At 58.6% G+C, this 16,214-nt stretch carries 14 protein-coding genes; 3 read left to right on the top strand and 11 right to left on the bottom strand.

The annotated features are described in order from the left end of the window. Window positions 1–24 precede the first annotated feature (24 nt). Window positions 25–1,377, bottom strand: a complete 1,353-nt coding sequence (locus AC2FFE_RS17235; RefSeq protein WP_496847214.1) for an MmgE/PrpD family protein — start codon at window positions 1,375–1,377, stop codon at window positions 25–27. Then, window positions 1,374–3,815, bottom strand: coding sequence for a GcvT family protein (locus tag AC2FFE_RS17230; RefSeq protein WP_496847213.1), 2,442 nt, complete (start codon window positions 3,813–3,815; stop codon window positions 1,374–1,376). Before AC2FFE_RS17230 ends, AC2FFE_RS17235 begins: the two co-directional genes overlap by 4 nt. Window positions 3,816–4,146: 331 nt before the next feature. Between AC2FFE_RS17230 and AC2FFE_RS17225 the strand changes: the two genes are divergently transcribed. Beyond that, window positions 4,147–4,476, top strand: a complete 330-nt coding sequence (locus AC2FFE_RS17225; RefSeq protein WP_496820548.1) for a hypothetical protein — start codon at window positions 4,147–4,149, stop codon at window positions 4,474–4,476. A 3-nt stretch (window positions 4,477–4,479) separates the two neighbouring features. Here AC2FFE_RS17225 and AC2FFE_RS17220 read toward each other — a convergent pair whose 3' ends face one another. Then, window positions 4,480–4,992: a potassium channel family protein gene (locus AC2FFE_RS17220; protein ID WP_496847212.1), complete on the bottom strand. Its 513-nt coding sequence runs from the start codon at window positions 4,990–4,992 to the stop codon at window positions 4,480–4,482. Window positions 4,993–5,057: 65 nt separating this feature from the next. Then, entirely contained in the window at window positions 5,058–5,963 is a 906-nt protein-coding gene (gene trhO, locus AC2FFE_RS17215; protein WP_496847211.1) for an oxygen-dependent tRNA uridine(34) hydroxylase TrhO, read from the bottom strand. A gap of 96 nt (window positions 5,964–6,059) precedes the next feature. On the opposite strand from trhO, the gene pncA reads away from it, so the two are divergent. Beyond that, the gene (pncA, locus tag AC2FFE_RS17210) at window positions 6,060–6,653 is read left to right on the top strand and encodes a bifunctional nicotinamidase/pyrazinamidase (protein WP_496847210.1); all 594 of its coding nucleotides are present in this window, start codon (window positions 6,060–6,062) and stop codon (window positions 6,651–6,653) included. On the opposite strand, the gene AC2FFE_RS17205 is transcribed toward pncA, so the two are convergent. Beyond that, entirely contained in the window at window positions 6,650–7,087 is a 438-nt protein-coding gene (locus AC2FFE_RS17205; RefSeq protein ID WP_496834427.1) for a hypothetical protein, read from the bottom strand. The genes pncA and AC2FFE_RS17205 overlap by 4 nt on opposite strands. Before the next feature lie 262 nt (window positions 7,088–7,349). Here AC2FFE_RS17205 and pncB point away from each other — a divergent pair, with 262 nt between their 5' ends. After that, window positions 7,350–8,642 carry a nicotinate phosphoribosyltransferase gene (gene pncB, locus AC2FFE_RS17200; RefSeq protein WP_496847209.1) on the top strand — a complete coding sequence of 431 codons (1,293 nt, stop codon included), beginning with the start codon at window positions 7,350–7,352 and terminating at the stop codon, window positions 8,640–8,642. Here the strand turns inward: pncB and AC2FFE_RS17195 are convergent. The 6 genes from AC2FFE_RS17195 to AC2FFE_RS17170 are packed head-to-tail and all read right to left on the bottom strand — an operon-like array spanning window position 8,639 to window position 16,050. Next, entirely contained in the window at window positions 8,639–10,090 is a 1,452-nt protein-coding gene (locus AC2FFE_RS17195; protein WP_496820542.1) for an aldehyde dehydrogenase family protein, read from the bottom strand. The two genes, pncB and AC2FFE_RS17195, sit on opposite strands and share 4 nt — an antisense overlap. Before the next feature lie 35 nt (window positions 10,091–10,125). Next, window positions 10,126–11,724, bottom strand: coding sequence for an ABC transporter ATP-binding protein (locus AC2FFE_RS17190; protein WP_496820541.1), 1,599 nt, complete (start codon window positions 11,722–11,724; stop codon window positions 10,126–10,128). Beyond that, window positions 11,721–12,536 carry an ABC transporter permease gene (locus AC2FFE_RS17185; protein ID WP_496847208.1) on the bottom strand — a complete coding sequence of 272 codons (816 nt, stop codon included), beginning with the start codon at window positions 12,534–12,536 and terminating at the stop codon, window positions 11,721–11,723. The genes AC2FFE_RS17190 and AC2FFE_RS17185 overlap by 4 nt, the downstream gene beginning before the upstream one ends. Beyond that, the gene (locus tag AC2FFE_RS17180; protein ID WP_496820539.1) at window positions 12,533–13,480 is read right to left on the bottom strand and encodes an ABC transporter permease; all 948 of its coding nucleotides are present in this window, start codon (window positions 13,478–13,480) and stop codon (window positions 12,533–12,535) included. Before AC2FFE_RS17180 ends, AC2FFE_RS17185 begins: the two co-directional genes overlap by 4 nt. 40 nt (window positions 13,481–13,520) lie before the next feature. After that, entirely contained in the window at window positions 13,521–14,540 is a 1,020-nt protein-coding gene (locus tag AC2FFE_RS17175) for a hypothetical protein (protein ID WP_496820538.1), read from the bottom strand. Window positions 14,541–14,562: 22 nt separating this feature from the next. Further along, complete coding sequence (locus AC2FFE_RS17170) at window positions 14,563–16,050, bottom strand: ABC transporter substrate-binding protein (protein ID WP_496847207.1); 1,488 nt, start codon at window positions 16,048–16,050, stop codon at window positions 14,563–14,565. Between the last annotated feature and the right edge of the window lie 164 nt (window positions 16,051–16,214).

Genomic DNA, 16,214 nt, shown 5'->3' with positions numbered 1-16,214 from the left:
TAAACTATGAGTTCTGGGAAAAAGCTATAGAGCCGGTGGTTCATACAGAAGCGCAGCCAAATCAGCATAACGCGAATGCGGATCGGTCCAACCCAAAATCGCGTCGCGGATGGCCTCGGCCCGATCCACACCGACGACAGGCTCAGCAAACTCCATGTACTTCGCAATTACGTCTGATCGCGAAAACGGCGCTTCGGGGCCGCCTCGGGCATGAATATCGCCAGAATAAAGCACGTGCCCATCCGTGGTGGTGATCTCAACATCGGCCCAGCGCCCCTTAGGGAACCGCGCAGTGTGCCGCTCAACTTCCGCAACCTGAATACGGGACATGAACGCGGCAACCTCGGGATCGGAAAGGCCACTCCCCGAGATATGCTCAACACAAATCCGGCCATGAAGTGCGTAGACAGCCAAGGCAAAGGGCAAAGAATACTGCGCTTGAGATGTCGACTGAGGGATACCCGAATACAGACAGGCCGCCTGATGAAAGCTGTTCACCTTCAGGGTCGCAATTTGGCTAGGGTTCAAGTTGTGTTCGATCATCACCGCCCGCGTGGCATCGATGGCCGCGTGGGCCCATCGGCAGATGGGATAGGGTTTCACATATTGATGCTCGACCTGCCAGAAGCTCCCCAGATCCAACCAATGCGATGCCGCTTCATCAGCTTCGATGGTGATAGCCGGGGCCCCGGTGAACCCACGCTCAGCCAACACGGCGGCGGACAGACCAACCAATGCGCCCCAGCCTGAACCGTCATGCAGCATGGTGGGGTTTGCAATCTCGCGCATCATCTGGCTGCGGGGCCCATGGTATTCGGCGATGCCCATGGCCTGCCGCAGTTGTTCGGCACTTTGCGCCCGCAGGCGCGCTGCCATGGCCGCGACGCCCAAAGAATTCCACGCGCCCGATGTGTGATAGTCACTGACGCTGTCATGCAGCGATATCCCGGCCCGACCGGCAATTTCATAGCCTGTGATCACCGCTGCCAACGCCTCGGGCCCTGACAGATCGGGTCGATGTTCGGCCAAAGCTGCCAGAGTGGGCAGAACAACGACACCGATATGACCCTTGGTCGGGTTATAGCCATCATGGCCGTCCAGATTATCGGTCTGGGTCGCGGCCGCATAAGCCGCACCTGCCAGACTGACCGCGCGGCCATCGAACATCATGCGGGCGCTGAACGCTGGATCAGAGCTGGCATACAGCAGCGCCGCAGTGTCGCGCGCGATCACGCCCGCCTCCATCGGACCTGCGGCGATCAGGATACCCATCGTATCCAGCATCATCAGCGCCGCTGCCTCGTGCGCGCTGGAGGGCATATCGGAAGCCGCCCGCGTCAACGCAAATTCTACAACTCGGGCGAAACTATTGGTCACGCCACGCCCTCCATCACCGGTTGTACATCGCGCAGCCGGTGGCCTGCCGGGTCAAACGGGGGCTCTGACAAAATCCGGGCTTTGTGCGGTTTGCCGAGGATGAAAACCTCAACCGTATCGCCGGGCTTGGCCACCTTCGGGTCCGCATAGCCGATGGCCAGCGATTTCCCCACCGAATAACCATACGCGCCCGAGGTCACGCGGCCCACCGGCGTGCCATCCAGTGCAAAGATCGGCTCGCCACCGCTGGCATCGGCATCTGCGGCGTCAACCTCGAAGATCGACAGGACCTCACGCGCGGAATTGTCCTTGATGGACAGATAGGCCTCTTTGTGCAGGAAGTCCTTGTCCAGCTTGATCAGGCCCGCAAGGCCAACCTCTTGCGGCCAGTATTCCTGAGAATACTCGCGCCCCCAAGAGCCATAGCCCTTTTCGATACGCAGCGACCCGAGTGCGCGACCGCCAACCGGGCCACCACCATGTTCTTTCGCCGCGTCCAATAGCGCTGTATAGAGCCTGATCTGGTCGGATTCTGCGCAATGCAACTCCCACCCCAAATCGCCCGTAAAGCTGACGCGGATAGCCAGACAGGTGACACCCGCGACCTCGATGGTTTGCGAGCGCATGAAGCGGAACACCTCGTTCGACAGGTCCGAATTCGTCAGGCGTTGCAGGGTGTCGCGCGATTTTGGGCCCGCCACGTTGAAGCCAGCGATGCGGTCCGTGGCGACCTCAAGCGTGGTTCCTTCGGGCAGGTTAACCATGTTGAAGAAACGCTGATGATAGCGCTCGGCCATGCCCGAGCCGATCATCATGTATTCACCATCCGCCATTTTGGTGATCGTGAAATCCCCGGCCACGCCGCCACGCACCGAGATCAGCGGGGTCAGGCAGGACCGCCCAACCTCAGTCGGGACGCGGTTGGCCACCAGCTGATCAAGCCAGTCATAGGCGCCGGGCCCCTTGATCACGTAGTTGGCGAAGTTCGAGATATCGATCACGCCAACCGCATCGCGCAGCATCTTCACTTCGCGCCCCACCGGCTCCCACCAGTTCTGGCGGGTAAAGCCATTGGTTTCGACGGTTCCTGGCTGATCGGCAAACCAAAGCGGATGTTCCCAGCCGCAGTTCAGGCCAAAGACACACCCCATCGCCTTTTGCATCTCATAGGCCGGGCGCACGCGGGCGGGGCGGCCGGCGCTGCGTTCTTCGTTGGGGAAGTGGATGGCGAAACGGTGCGAATACTGATCCTCGACCCGCGCCTTGGTGAACTTCTTGTCGGCCCATTCGCCAAAGCGAGCCAGATCCCAGGCGAACATGTCGTATTGCGGCTCACCCTCGATCATCCACTGCGCCGCCAGCAGGCCCAGCCCGCCGGATTGCGAGAAGCCGGGGATGATGCCGGTGCAGCAGAAATAGTTCTGTAGCTCGGGCACCGGCCCCCAGATCGCGTTGGAATCCGGCGACCAGATCATCGGGCCGTTGATGACGCGTTTGACGCCCGCGGTGGCGGCGACCGGCACGCGTTCGGTGGCGCGGATCACGTTTTCCATGATCCGGTCCAGATCGTCGGGGAACAGATCGTGGGCGAAATCCAGTGGCGTGCCGTTTTCGGCCCAGAACCGCATGTCTTTCTCATAAGCCCCGATTAGCAGGCCATTGCCTTCCTGTCGAAAGTAGTACTCCCCGTCCCGGTCAGCGATCGACGGCAGACGGCGGCCCATATTGGCCACTTCGTCGATTGCTTCGGTGACGAAATACTGGTGCTCGGTCGGTTGCAACGGCAGTTCGATCCCCGCCAGCGACGCAACCTCGCGCCCCCAAAGACCACCCGCATTGACGACCCATTGCGCGTTGATGTCACCCTTTTCGGTCTGCACGATCCAAGAGCCGTCGGGCTGCTGTTCCGTCCCTATTACGGGGCAGAACCGCTCAATCGTGGCTCCCATAGCGCGTGCGCCTGCGGCATAGGCCATGGTCACACCGGACGGATCTACATTGCCGCCATCGGGTTCGTACATGATGCAGCGGATATCATCGAACTGCGCAAGCGGATGCAGTTCTTTCGCCTGTTCACGGCTGATCTCATAAAAGTTCAGGCCGTAGAACCGCGCTTTGGCCTCTTGCAGGCGCAGCTGATGTTCCCGGTCTTCGGTTTGGGCCAGGTATAGCGAACCTGGTTGAAATACGCCGCAGCCTTGCCCTGTCTCTTTCTCCAGCTCTTTATATAGGTTCATCGTATAATGCTGGATGCGCGTGACGTTGTTATTGTCATGCAGCCCATGGATATTCGCCGCCGCATGCCAGGTCGAGCCGGATGTCAATTCATCCCGCTCCAACAAAACAACGTCTGTCCAGCCGAGCTTGGCCAGGTGATAAAGGATTGAACAACCGACTAGGCCCCCTCCGATAACGACGGCCTGTGCGTGGGTTTTCATGAGATCTCTCCTAAAAAATCGGGCGCTGCCTGCATGGCAGGTTTCAACAAGAGTCAGCCATAGGTTGGAATAGGCATATGTTCTGTTCCCGACGCCAAATGTCGGGAACAGGTCTTTCTTAACATGAGTCTAACTCAACCCAATTAAAACCTTTATGATGTTTGGAAAGCTTCTGGGTTAAGTGGAGTAACCCTGTAATCTTTTTGAATACGGGCCTGTCATCAGGGCTGCTTTGGAGGAAAAACGCCGAACGACAGGCCAAAACCCACAGGATACTTGAAATATTCGGTTAATGTTCTATTTATGTTCTACAAAGTCAGAGGACAAACCGATGGCCCAGCACATCCGAAATTCGGCTCTGGGTGAGCCGAGCAACGATTATCACCTGCTGCCAGTGACAGACCGGCAGATGCGGTATGCCCGTGCGATTGCAGAGCAATCTGCGCTGGAAATCCCTGTTGATGTGCAACGAGACCGCAGGATGCTGTCTGACTGGATTTCAGCGCATAAGCCCCGCGCAACCTCGCAATTCGACAATTACCCAACTGGCAAGCAGGTCGCCTTTGCCGAGCGGATTTCGCGCAGCAAACGCCGACCTATCCCATCCGAATGCTTCCATGATAAACGGATGATGTCGCGCTGGATTGACCAGAACAAATAGGCTCTAACCTTGGCTGTTTGGGGTGTGGTTGCGTGCATAGATTGCAACCGCGGCTGCCACAAACATACCCAGCAGAATGTAACCCGTGACCGCTTCGGCCGCAGCAAGTGCGCGGCACAGTCCGACTGGGGACATGTCCCCGTAGCCGACGGTGGTGAAGGTGACATACGAGAAATATAGGATGTCCCCAGGCCCCTGTGCACCGATCACGCAATTGTCGTTATAGCCAAAGGCGCCATAGACGGCGGCAAACAGGAACGGCACGACCTGAATGAAGGACACGCCCATCAGCAGCAACAGCCGCCGGGGGGATTTCACCTGGGTCACATAGTACCACGATTGCGAGGCAATCCAGATCAACAAACCCACTGAGGCGAAAGAGCCGATTGTATCGCCAGCGGTCGCATCATTCAGGCGCGACAGGCCATACCACGCCAGAAAACTGGCAATCACCAAACCCAAGGCGGCCAGCAGGGTCGATTTCCACTCTTCCAGAGTTTTCGGTTCACGATGCATTGGGGCTCCATCCCGCTGATGTGCCCCTGATCATCCGGCTTAAGGAGCAGGCCCGCAAGCCGAATTTAGTTCGAACCCAGATGCTCAAACCCACGTTTGCGCGCCAGCAGGATTTGCTTTTGCCGTTCACGAAACCGGGCCTTGTCCGCCTCGGAGGTCTCATCGACACAGCGATGACAAGCCACGCCGTGCTCGTATTCAGGGCGTTTCATATCTTCGGGCAGGATCGGGCGGCGGCAGGCATGACACAGACTGTGCGGCCCCTCGACCAGCCCATGACCGACCGAAACACGATTGTCGAACACAAAGCACTCACCCTGCCAGGTGCTGTCCTCTGCAGGCATCTCTTCGAGATAGCGCAGGATCCCGCCTTTCAGGTGATAGACATACTCAACCCCCTGCCCCAGCAGATAGTTGGTAGATTTCTCGCACCGAATGCCGCCTGTGCAGAACATCGCGACACGCTTGTTGTGAAAGCGGCCCTTGTTTTCCTCCCACCAGGTCGGGAAGTCACGGAAACTTGCGGTTTCAGGGTCTATTGCGCCCTCAAACGTACCGATTGCCACCTCATAATCGTTGCGTGTGTCGATCACCACCACATCGTCCGAGCGGATCAGCTCGTTCCAGTCCTCCGGCTCAACATAGTTGCCGACACGGGCACGCGGATCGACATCCGGCTGGCCCATGGTCACAATCTCTTTCTTCAACCGCACCTTCATCTTGCCGAATGGCGGATGGTCTGCGGTTGCCTCTTTCCACTCGAGATCAGCACATCCGGGCAGCGCTTTGATATGCGCCAGCACCGCATCAATCCCAGCACGAGGACCCGCGATGGTACCGTTGATCCCTTCCTGCGCCAGCAGCAGCGTGCCCTTGACCGATTGGGCGCGGCACAGGTCCAGCAACGGGTGCCGCAGGGCGGCGTGATCCGGAAAGCGGGTGAAGTGATAGAGAGCAGCGATCGTATACATGCGCGCGGTCTAAACCCGCAGGCGCAGAGTCGCAAGAGACCGCATTGACGACCAGCCCCCGCCCGCCTACCGATAAAGCATCAAAGGAGGCCCCAGATGACCCATGCCCTGATCGTAATCGACGTCCAGAATGATTTCTGCCCCGGGGGTGCGCTGGCGGTAGCGGGCGGGGATGAGGTCGTGGCGCCCATCAACGCAATGATGAATGATTTCGACGCGGTGATCTTGACGCAGGATTGGCATCCGGCAGGCCATTCCAGCTTTGCTAGTTCGCACCCGGGTAAAACCCCGTTTGAGATGATCGATATGCCCTATGGCCTGCAGGTCCTGTGGCCCGATCACTGCGTTCAGGGCACGAATGGCGCGGCGTTTCACCCCGGTTTGCGCACCGACGCCGACCTGATCATCCGCAAAGGATTTCGCAGCGCAATCGACAGCTATTCCGCCTTTTTTGAGAATGATCGAAAAACACCGACAGGACTTAAAGGCTATCTTGACACACGTGGCCTGTCGAAGGTCACCCTGGTCGGGTTGGCAACGGATTTCTGTGTTCACTACTCCGCCGTAGATGCCGCACAGCTGGGGCTGGACGTGACCGTCCGACTGGATGCCTGTCGTGGGATCGATATGGACGGGTCAATAGCAGCGGCTGAGCAGGCGATGCGCGCCGCCGGTGTGATTCTGGCTTAAGGCGTCGGGGTGCCGCTTGCCTCCAGAAACTTGAACATCACAAAAAGTATGACCGCCAAGCCCAGGGCAAAGCCGATGCGACCCGGAATGGCCCGCCGCCGGGTTCGGCTTGCCGGGATCGGTTCTGGCGTAGGCGCAGTCAGAACAGGCTGCACGATCCCTTGCACCGGCCGCGCGCGTTTCACATGCGCTAGGAACTGCAAAAGGTCGAATTCGCCGCTGTATTCACCCTGAACGCCCTGGCTTTTGATATTGGCAAACAGCACCTGCAAAATCTGGTCACGGTCGGCCTGATCTGAGGGCGGATAAACATCGGGCGCGATACCGCTGTCATGCGCGGCCAGCTCAAAGCCCGCATCCTGAAATATCTTGCGAATCTTGGGCGATGCCCCGCGCAAGGCATCCGACGTTTTCACATCCCGAAACAGCGCCACAGGGCGAATCCCATCCTTGGTCTCGCCTGAAAGTGTTTCAAATGCTTGATCGCCTGATGTTTTTCTTAAAATATCAAAATCGTATCGAAGACTCATTCACGAACCAACAACCTTTTCTTTCCATCCCGCACCCTCACTAATCGGTGATCAGATCAAACAATATGCCCGCTTTGTGGCGTCAAGCGGGCATTGTCACCAAATCAGCGACTCTTGCCATTCGCCGTGCCGATTGATCTAACAACGGAAATCGCAGGAGTTCCCCATGGTCGATATTGCGACCCGTGTTTACAATCACAAATGGAAGATTGATCCGATTGTGCGGTCTTTGATCGACACGGATTTCTACAAACTGCTGATGTGCCAGTCAGTGTTTCGAAACAAGCCCCAAACAAATGTCGAGTTTTCGCTGATAAACCGCTCGAATCACGTGCCATTGGCGCGCCTGATTGACGAAGGCGAGCTGCGCGAACAGCTGGATCATATCCGCTCGCTCAGCCTCAGCCGGGGGGAAAGCACCTGGCTGCGCGGCAACATGTTTTATGGCAAACGGCAGATGTTCCGCTCGGATTTCATGGAGTGGTTCGAAAACATGCGCCTGCCGCCCTACCACCTGGAGCGTAAGGGCGACCAATATGAACTGACTTTTGAGGGTAAATGGCATGAGGTCATGTTGTGGGAAATCCCTGCTTTGGCCGTGCTGATGGAACTGCGATCCCGCGCGGTATTGAACCACATGCGCCGGTTCGAGTTGCAGGTTCTTTATGCCCGCGCAATGACGCGGGTATGGGAGAAGATTGAACAGCTCAGCACCATTCAGGGCCTTGGAATCGCGGATTTCGGAACACGCCGGCGGCACTCTTTCCTCTGGCAAGACTGGTGTGTTCAGGCGATGATCGAAGGGTTGGGCCAAGCCTTCACGGGCACCTCGAACTGCCTGATCGCGATGCGGCGCGAGGTCGAGGCCATTGGTACCAACGCCCATGAATTGCCCATGGTCTATTCCGCTCTGGCCGACACGGATGAGGCATTGGCGCAGGCCCCGTATGACGTCCTGAGCGATTGGCACGATGAACATGACGGCAATCTGCGCATCATCCTGCCCGACACCTATGGCACCAAGGGCTTTCTGGACCGCGCGCCCGATTGGCTGGCGGGTTGGACCGGCATCCGCATCGACAGCGGCGACCCTGCTGAAGGGGCCGAAGTGGCCATTGAGTGGTGGAAATCTCGCGGTGAGGACCCGAAACGGAAGCGAGTCATATTCTCCGACGGGCTGGACGTCGACAAAATCAAAGAATTACACGCGCAGTTTGTCGGGCGCACCAACATCTCATTTGGGTGGGGCACCTTGTTGACCAATGATTTCCGCGGGCTTGTACCGAATGAGGCGCTAGCGCCGTTCTCTCTGGTCTGCAAGGCGGTGTCAGCCAATGGGCGGCCAACGGTCAAACTGTCGGACAACCCGGAAAAGGCGATGGGTCCCGACGATCAGATCGACCGCTACAAACGGGTATTCGGTGTCGGTGCTCAGAAGGCCATCGAGGTGATCGTCTAGCCGTGAAACGCCGCAACCGTTTTGAGTTGTGAAAAGCCATAAAGCGCCTCGAACCCCTTCTCACGGCCATGGCCGGATTTTCCAACCCCTCCGAATGGCAATTCGACGCCACCGCCAGCGCCATAGTTATTGATGAACACCTGCCCCGAGCGCAAGCGTTTCGCCAGCCGCATCTGCCGGGCGCCATCGCGGGTCCAGATACTGGCGACAAGGCCATAATCGGTGCTGTTTGCTATAGTTAGAGCCTGTTCTTCGATCTCAAACGGGATCAGAACCTGAACCGGTCCGAAAACTTCATCCTGCGCCAGAACGTGATCAGCTGGCACGTCAGCGAATAAAGTCGGTTGGACATAGGCACCATCCTCTGGCGCACCCGGAGTGATCTGCCCCCGCGCGGCTATGGTCAAATCCTCTCCCTTCGCCAGAAAACCGGAAACGATGGTTTTTTGCCTGTCTGAGATCAAGGGGCCCACCCGCAGGTCCTCCATTGCGGGCCCAACAGTCAACTGGCCATAAGCCTCAGACATTCGTGCCTTGACCTGATCATAGACCCCGCGCTGCACCAGAATGCGTGATGAGGCCGAGCAGGTTTGCCCCGCATTCTGAATGCCCGCATTAACTAGAAACGGTAAAGCCGCGTCCAAATCAGCGTCATCAAACACCAATTGCGGGGATTTTCCGCCGAGTTCCAACGTCACAGGGACTACGTTGCGCCCCGCTGCTTGCTGCACCAAAGCCCCAGTCGCGACGGACCCAGTGAACGAGATATGATCGACCCCAGGATGTCCGGATAGCGCGGCCCCAGCCTCGGCCCCCAATCCGGGCACAACATTCAGCGCGCCAGCCGGTAACCCGGCCTCAGTCGCCAGATGGGCAAAGGCCAACGCGGTCAGGCAGGCCTCTTCCGCTGGTTTCAGAACACAGGCATTGCCCATGGCCAGCGCTGCGCCGACCGAGCGACCAATGATCTGCATCGGGTAGTTCCACGGCACGATATGACCTGTCACGCCATGTGGTTCGCGCAGCGTGTAGACGGTGTAGCCGTCCAAATAAGGAATGGTCTCGCCCATCACCTTGTCCGCCGCACCACCATAAAACTCACAATACCGCGCCAGGGCTACGGCATCCGCCCTTGCCTGTGTCAGCGGTTTGCCGACATCCATCGCCTCCAACTTGGCCAAATCATCAACACGCTCCAGAACCAACCGCCCTAAGCGGCTTAGGATACGCCCCCGCTCGAAGGCAGGCATCCGGCCCCATTCGCCATCTAGGGCAGCGCGGGCCGCTGCGACGGCGGCATCGACATCCGATGCATTCCCCCGCGCGATCCGGCAGATTTCCGATCCATCGGACGGGTTGACCAAGGGCAGAGATTGACCATTGACCGGCGATTGCCACGCGCCCCCGATCAAACAGAGGCTGGGATCAAACCATATCATATTGGTCATCGGAAACTCCTATTTCGGCTCTAATACTGATGAAATCACGCTGCACCCACCCCGATCTCCGGCAGCTGCGGCGCGGCCGAAATCAGCTTTTGTGTGTATGAGTGGCGCGGGTTGGTGAAGACCTGCTCGGTCTCGCCCTGTTCAACGATCTTTCCGGCCTGCATGACCATCACCCTGTCCGTAATCGTGCGCACGACGCTCAGATCGTGACTAATAAACAGATAGGTCAGATCATAGGCCGCACACAGTTCAGCCAGCAAATCCAGAATCTGCGCCCGGACCGAGACGTCAAGGGCCGAGACAGCCTCGTCAAACAGGATCAGTTCCGGCCGGATGATCAGCGCGCGGGCAATGGCGATGCGTTGCCTTTGACCGCCCGAGAATTCGTGGATGTACTTGTCCGCATCTTCCGGGCGCAGCCCCACAGCGATCAGCATTTCGGCAATGCGATCCCGCCGCTCGCCCCCAGCCGGAGGTGTTTCGAGCAAATGAAATGGTTCGGTAATCAGGCGCGCAACCCGGTGGCGCGGGTTGAAACTGCCATAGGGGTCCTGAAACACCACCTGCATTTTATGCCGCACGGCGGGGTTGGGTTTATGGCCCGAGAACACCGGCTGACTGTCCAACCGGATATCACCGGATTGAACCTCTTCCAGCCCCAGAATAGCCCGTGTTAGGGTCGATTTTCCGCATCCAGACTCCCCGACCAGACCCAGCCGCTCACCCCGGTTGAGGGTGAAGCTGACCTGATCCACGGCACGGGTATAGCCGGGCGCATCGAACAGGCCCTTGCGGGGCAGGCGATAGTCGCGGACCACTTGCGTGACCTCAAGCAGCGGCTGCGGTTGTTTTACATCAGGCAAAGCCACCTGATGGTTCGACGCCTCGAACAGCATCCGGGTATAGGGGTGCTGCATATTTTGTAGCAGAAGGTCGGTCACACCGCTTTCGACCACCTCGCCATGGCGCATGACGACGATCTGATCCGCCATATCGGCGACAACAGCCAGATCATGGGTGATCATCAGCAGACCCATCCCGTATTCAGTCACCAACCCTTTGAGAAGGTCCAGAATCTGCGCCTGTGTGGTCACATCCAGCGCCGTTGTCGGTTCATCCGCGATCAGAAGTTTCGGCCGTAGTGCAATCGCCATTGCAATGACTACGCGCTGACGCTGACCACCCGATAGCTCGTGCGGATAGCGGGACAGGGGGAAGCGATCTGAAGGCAGCCCAACTCGGGCCAATACCTCTTGCGCCCGCTCCCGCGCCTGCACAGGAGGCATCGCCTTGTGGATCAGGATGGTCTCCATCACCTGATCGCCGATGGTTTTGACCGGGTTCAGTGCGGTCATCGGCTCTTGAAACACCATCCCGATCGAAGCACCGCGTAATGCGCACATCTCTGCCTCGGGCCGGTTCAGGATTTCCTGCCCGTCCAGCAGGATCGAGCCATCACTTTCCGCCCCATCGGGCAACAACTGCATCACGGCCAGTGCAGTCATCGATTTACCCGAGCCGCTTTCCCCGGTTACAGCAACGATCTGCCCCGGTGCAATCGACAAGCTGACCTGTTTCAAAATCTCGATCCCGTGTATGCCAAGGGACAGGCTTTCGATCCGCAGCAAACTCATGTCCGCGCCACCCAGATTCGGGGATCCAACCAATCGCGCAGACCATCCCCTAACAGGTTCAACCCTAACACCGTCACAATGATCGCCAGCCCTGGGATCAGAGCCAAATGCGGGGCAAAACTGACCATGGTCTGCGCGTCAGCCAGCATACGGCCCCAGCTGGGTGTCGGTGGTTGTGCCCCCAGACCGACATAAGACAGGCCGGCCTCGGCCAGAATGCCCAGGCTGAACTGAATGGTACCCTGCACGATCAGCAGATTGGCTACATTGGGAAGGATATGTTCCGCTGAAATCCGCGCCGCGCCCTTGCCCGAGACACGGGCGGCGAGGATGAATTCCCTCTCCCACAACGACAGGGCGGCCCCGCGGGTGATGCGAGCGAAGACGGGGATGTTGAAGATACCAATGGCGATGATCGCGTTGATGGCGCCCGCGCCGAACACAGCAGTGATCAGGATGGCGATGACCAGAGAGGGGAAGGCAAAAACCAGATCGTTGCCCCGCATGATCACTTCATCCAGCCATGACCCCTTGCGTGCCGCCGCGGCCAAGCCCAGCGGCACACCTAGTGCCATACCGATTCCGACAGCAACCAGAGCCACCGCAATCGACGTCCGCGCGCCGACCATGATCATCGAGAACATGTCGCGCCCGAAGTGGTCAGTCCCGAACCAATGCTGCACGTTTGGCGGTTGTAGCTTCTGTGGGATGTCCAGCGCAGTGTGGTCGTAGGGCGTCCAGACAAAGGACACCAAGGCTGCCAGCAGAACCAGCGACGACAACACAGCTCCAAGGATCAGGTTGCGGCTCATGTCCGGCTCCTCAACCTTGGATCGACGGCGGCATAGGCCAGATCCACCAGGAAGTTCACAGTGATGACTGCGAAGACCAGCAGCATGACCACCGATTCAACCACGATCAGATCACGGGCAGAGATCGCCTGAAAAACCAGCCGACCGAGGCCGGGCAGGTAGAACACTTGCTCGATGATTATCGATCCGGCCAGCAGAAAGGAAAATTGCAATCCGATGATGGTCAACACCGGGATCAGCGCGTTTCGCACCCCATGCCGCCACAGCGCCTGACGGCGGGACAGCCCCTTGGCACGGGCGGTGCGCATGAAATCTTCGCCCAGTATGTCCAGAAGCGAGGATCGCATCACCCGCGCCAAAATGGCCGCTTGCGGCAACGCCAGGGCGATGGCGGGCAGGGTCAGAGAATGTAGCCCGGTCCAGAACCCTTTGTCCCAACCGGCGAACCCTCCGGCATTGAACCAGCGCAGGTTGATGGCAAAGATCAGGACCAGCATCATCGCAAACCAGAAATTCGGCACCGCAATGCCCAGCTGTGTTGCTCCCATCACTGTCAGATCACCCGGTTTGCCGCGGCGCGCGGCAGCGTAGATGCCTGCAGGAAAGGCGATCAGGGTCGACAAGGTCAGTGCATACAGCGCCAGTGGCAAAGACACCCACAGCCGATCCGCGATCATCTGCGAAACAGGGGTGCGATAAGTGTACGAGGTCCCGAAATCACCCACCAGCATCCCGCCTACCCAGTTGAAGTACCGCTGGGTCTTAGACATGTCCAACCCCAGCTCGGCACGCAGCGCGGCCAATGTGTCGGGCTGCGCGTTAACGCCCAACATGAACGAGGCTGGATCGCCCGGCGCCACCTCGATCACCGCAAAGATGACGACCGAAGCAATGGCAAGGCTGATCACAAGTGAAAGCAGTCGTTTGAGGGCATAGCGTAGCATTGGGGGCAGGTTAAGTGCGCGCCCTGCCCGGGTCCAGCGGCTAGTTATACTTACGCTGCTCTTGCCGAACCAGATCGAGGGCGCAGGCCGAAAGCTCTTGCGCAGGGGCTGATTCTGCCAGCGTTTCCAGATTGGTTTCGGTACGTGCCAAAGCCGCTCGGCGTAACACCATCAACCGGGCACGTGGGCTGTCCAGAAACTGCGATTGCGGGATGACGGTCTCAAAGGGGCTGTCGATACGGATGACCTCGAAGTACCCGCCCAGCAGCGCGAGGAAGGCAAAGGAACAGGCCGGAGCCTCTACCGTACAATGCGTGTTGCAAAGTTGCGCGATGGGTCGCGTCGCCTCGGCTGTCATCAGCCAGTCTTCGACGGCAGACCGCCACGGGTTACCCGGTGACAGATCGCCATAGCCCAACCCCAACGCCAAAACACCAGCCATTCCAAGCGCCTGCTCCGAGTTCGCCGAAACCGGGTCGGGCTGAATATGGCGCAGCGCCGCCAAACCATCCCCGCGGGGTTCAGGACTGTCCGAAAGATAGGCCAGATAAGGCTGCAGATCGTCCATGGTCCCGTCATAGGCGCGCAACTCATCCCGCATCGCCTGACTGCCATACAATGCAACGATCCGCGTTGAGTAATCTGTGGCTTGATGTTCACCAAGATCGTTGAGACGTTTCACCTGATCGGGATCAGGCTGAGGCTGCCTGGATCGCAGCAAGGCCTGCGCCAGTGCATTCCCCCTGGCGGCCTCAATGGTAAGCCAGGACGTGCCGAAATTGCTGTTGTCGCGACGTCGGAACAGGGCGCGGGATTCGGCAGGCTCAAGGCTCTGCCGAAACGGGGATGGCCCAAGATCTGTGGTTTCGATCCGGCCCAGCAACAAACGCGCATCCGAATTGCCAGACGCCGCCAGCGCCGCCAACATTGGCAACGCCTTGGCATCGTCGCCGTCCAGCCACAAGGCTACTGCCGCATCCAATGTGGTCTCTGCCGATGCGGATGGCGCAACACATAGCTGCGCCAGGACCATCAAGGTGAGGAAAGAGCGTTTGATCATTGGCCTTTCCTTAGACTGAACGCTACTCCGCCCAGCTGATTGCCGTCAGATCAATCGCCGCTGTCGGCGCGTTCTGCCACAACCCCTGCACGCCCGCCTTAGCCACACCCAGTTTGGCCAGCTGGAACAGGTATCCGTTGACATAGTCGTTGGAAATCAGGCGCTGCGCTTCACCCATCAACCGGGCACGCTCTTCAGGGTCGGTGGTGGTGTTCAGCAACTCCATCAAGGCCTGAAAATCGGTGCTGTCGTATTGGAAATAATAATCGGGCCGTGCATAGATGCCGATATCCATCGGTTCGGTGTGGCTGACGATGGTCAGTCCGAAATCCTTGCCCTTGAACACGGATTCCAGCCATTGTGCCCATTCTACATTGATGATCTCGGCGGTGATCCCAACCTCGGCCAGTTGTGCTGCGATGATCTCTCCACCCCGGCGCGCATAGGACGGGGGCGGCAGGTGCAGCGTAGTCTCAAAGCCTTCGGCAAACCCGGCCTCAGCCAGCATAGCCTTGGCCTTTTCCGGGTCATAGGCAGACTGCCCAGTCAGATCGACATAGGCCGGGTTATGCGGCGCGAAATGGGTTCCGATTGGGGTGCCATAGCCGAACATGGCTCCGTCAATGATGGCCTGACGATCAATCGCATGGGCCAGAGCCTGCCGGACGCGGATATCGTCGAACGGCGCTTGCTTGTTGTTGGTCGACAGGATCGTTTCGCCTTCGGTCGAGCCAACAAGGACCTGAAAGCGCGGATCAGCCTCGAACTGAGGCAGGTTTTCTGGCGCTGGGAAATTGTCGAACACATCCACATCTTCAGCCATCATGGCAGCAAAAGCGGCGGTCGGGTCTGAGATGAATTTGAACGTCGCACTCTCTAGTGCAGGCTGATCACCCCAATAGTCAGGATTGCGGTTCAATGTGATGCTATCGCCCTGCACCCATTCGCCAAAGGTGAAAGCCCCGGTACCGACCGGGTTGGTCTTGATGTCATCGATGCTCTCAGAGGCAACGATCACCGCGTCGCCCCAGGCCATGTTGAACAGGAAGTTACCGTTTGGTTCGGAGAGGGAGACCTTGACGGTCAGCGGGTCGACGGCCTCGACGCTTTCAATTCCGGCAAACAGGGCCTTCTGCGCGTTAGCACTGTCTTCGGCCATTGCGCGATCAAGGCTGAATTTGACATCCTCAGCATCCATCGCACTGCCGTCATGGAAGGTCACTCCATCGCGCAGCTTGAAGGTATAAACGGTGCCGTCATCCGAAATCTCCCAGCTTTCCGCCAGCCCCGGCACGACCGAACCATCGCCCATGAACCGGGTCAGGCCTTCGAAGATATTGGTGTAGACCACCGAATCGATGGCCTGAGCAGCCGCGCTGGTCGGGTCCAGATGAGGCGGTTCTAGCTGCATGGCGATTGTAATGTCCGATTGGGCCATCGCTTGTGTTGCCAGCACTCCGACGCTCAGCGCCAGCACCGAGCCAAAGGTTCGAAACACCTGCTTAGTCATGGAAACTCTCCCCGTTGAAGTCAACGCAGCCGCGTGTTTGCGGGCTTTTCTGGGCCTAGTGTTCCCCTAAACCTAAGGTCATTCAAGAAAATGTTCGCGCAACCGGGGTTTCGTGGGCCCTGTTCGATCTGTTATGCCGCACTGCAACATGAACCCCGCAAGGA

It is taken from the genome of Ruegeria sp. YTSA168 (genome assembly GCF_059610045.1).
The sequence above is the reverse complement of the archived record's forward strand: the minus strand, read 5'-3'. Positions and strand labels throughout refer to the sequence as shown.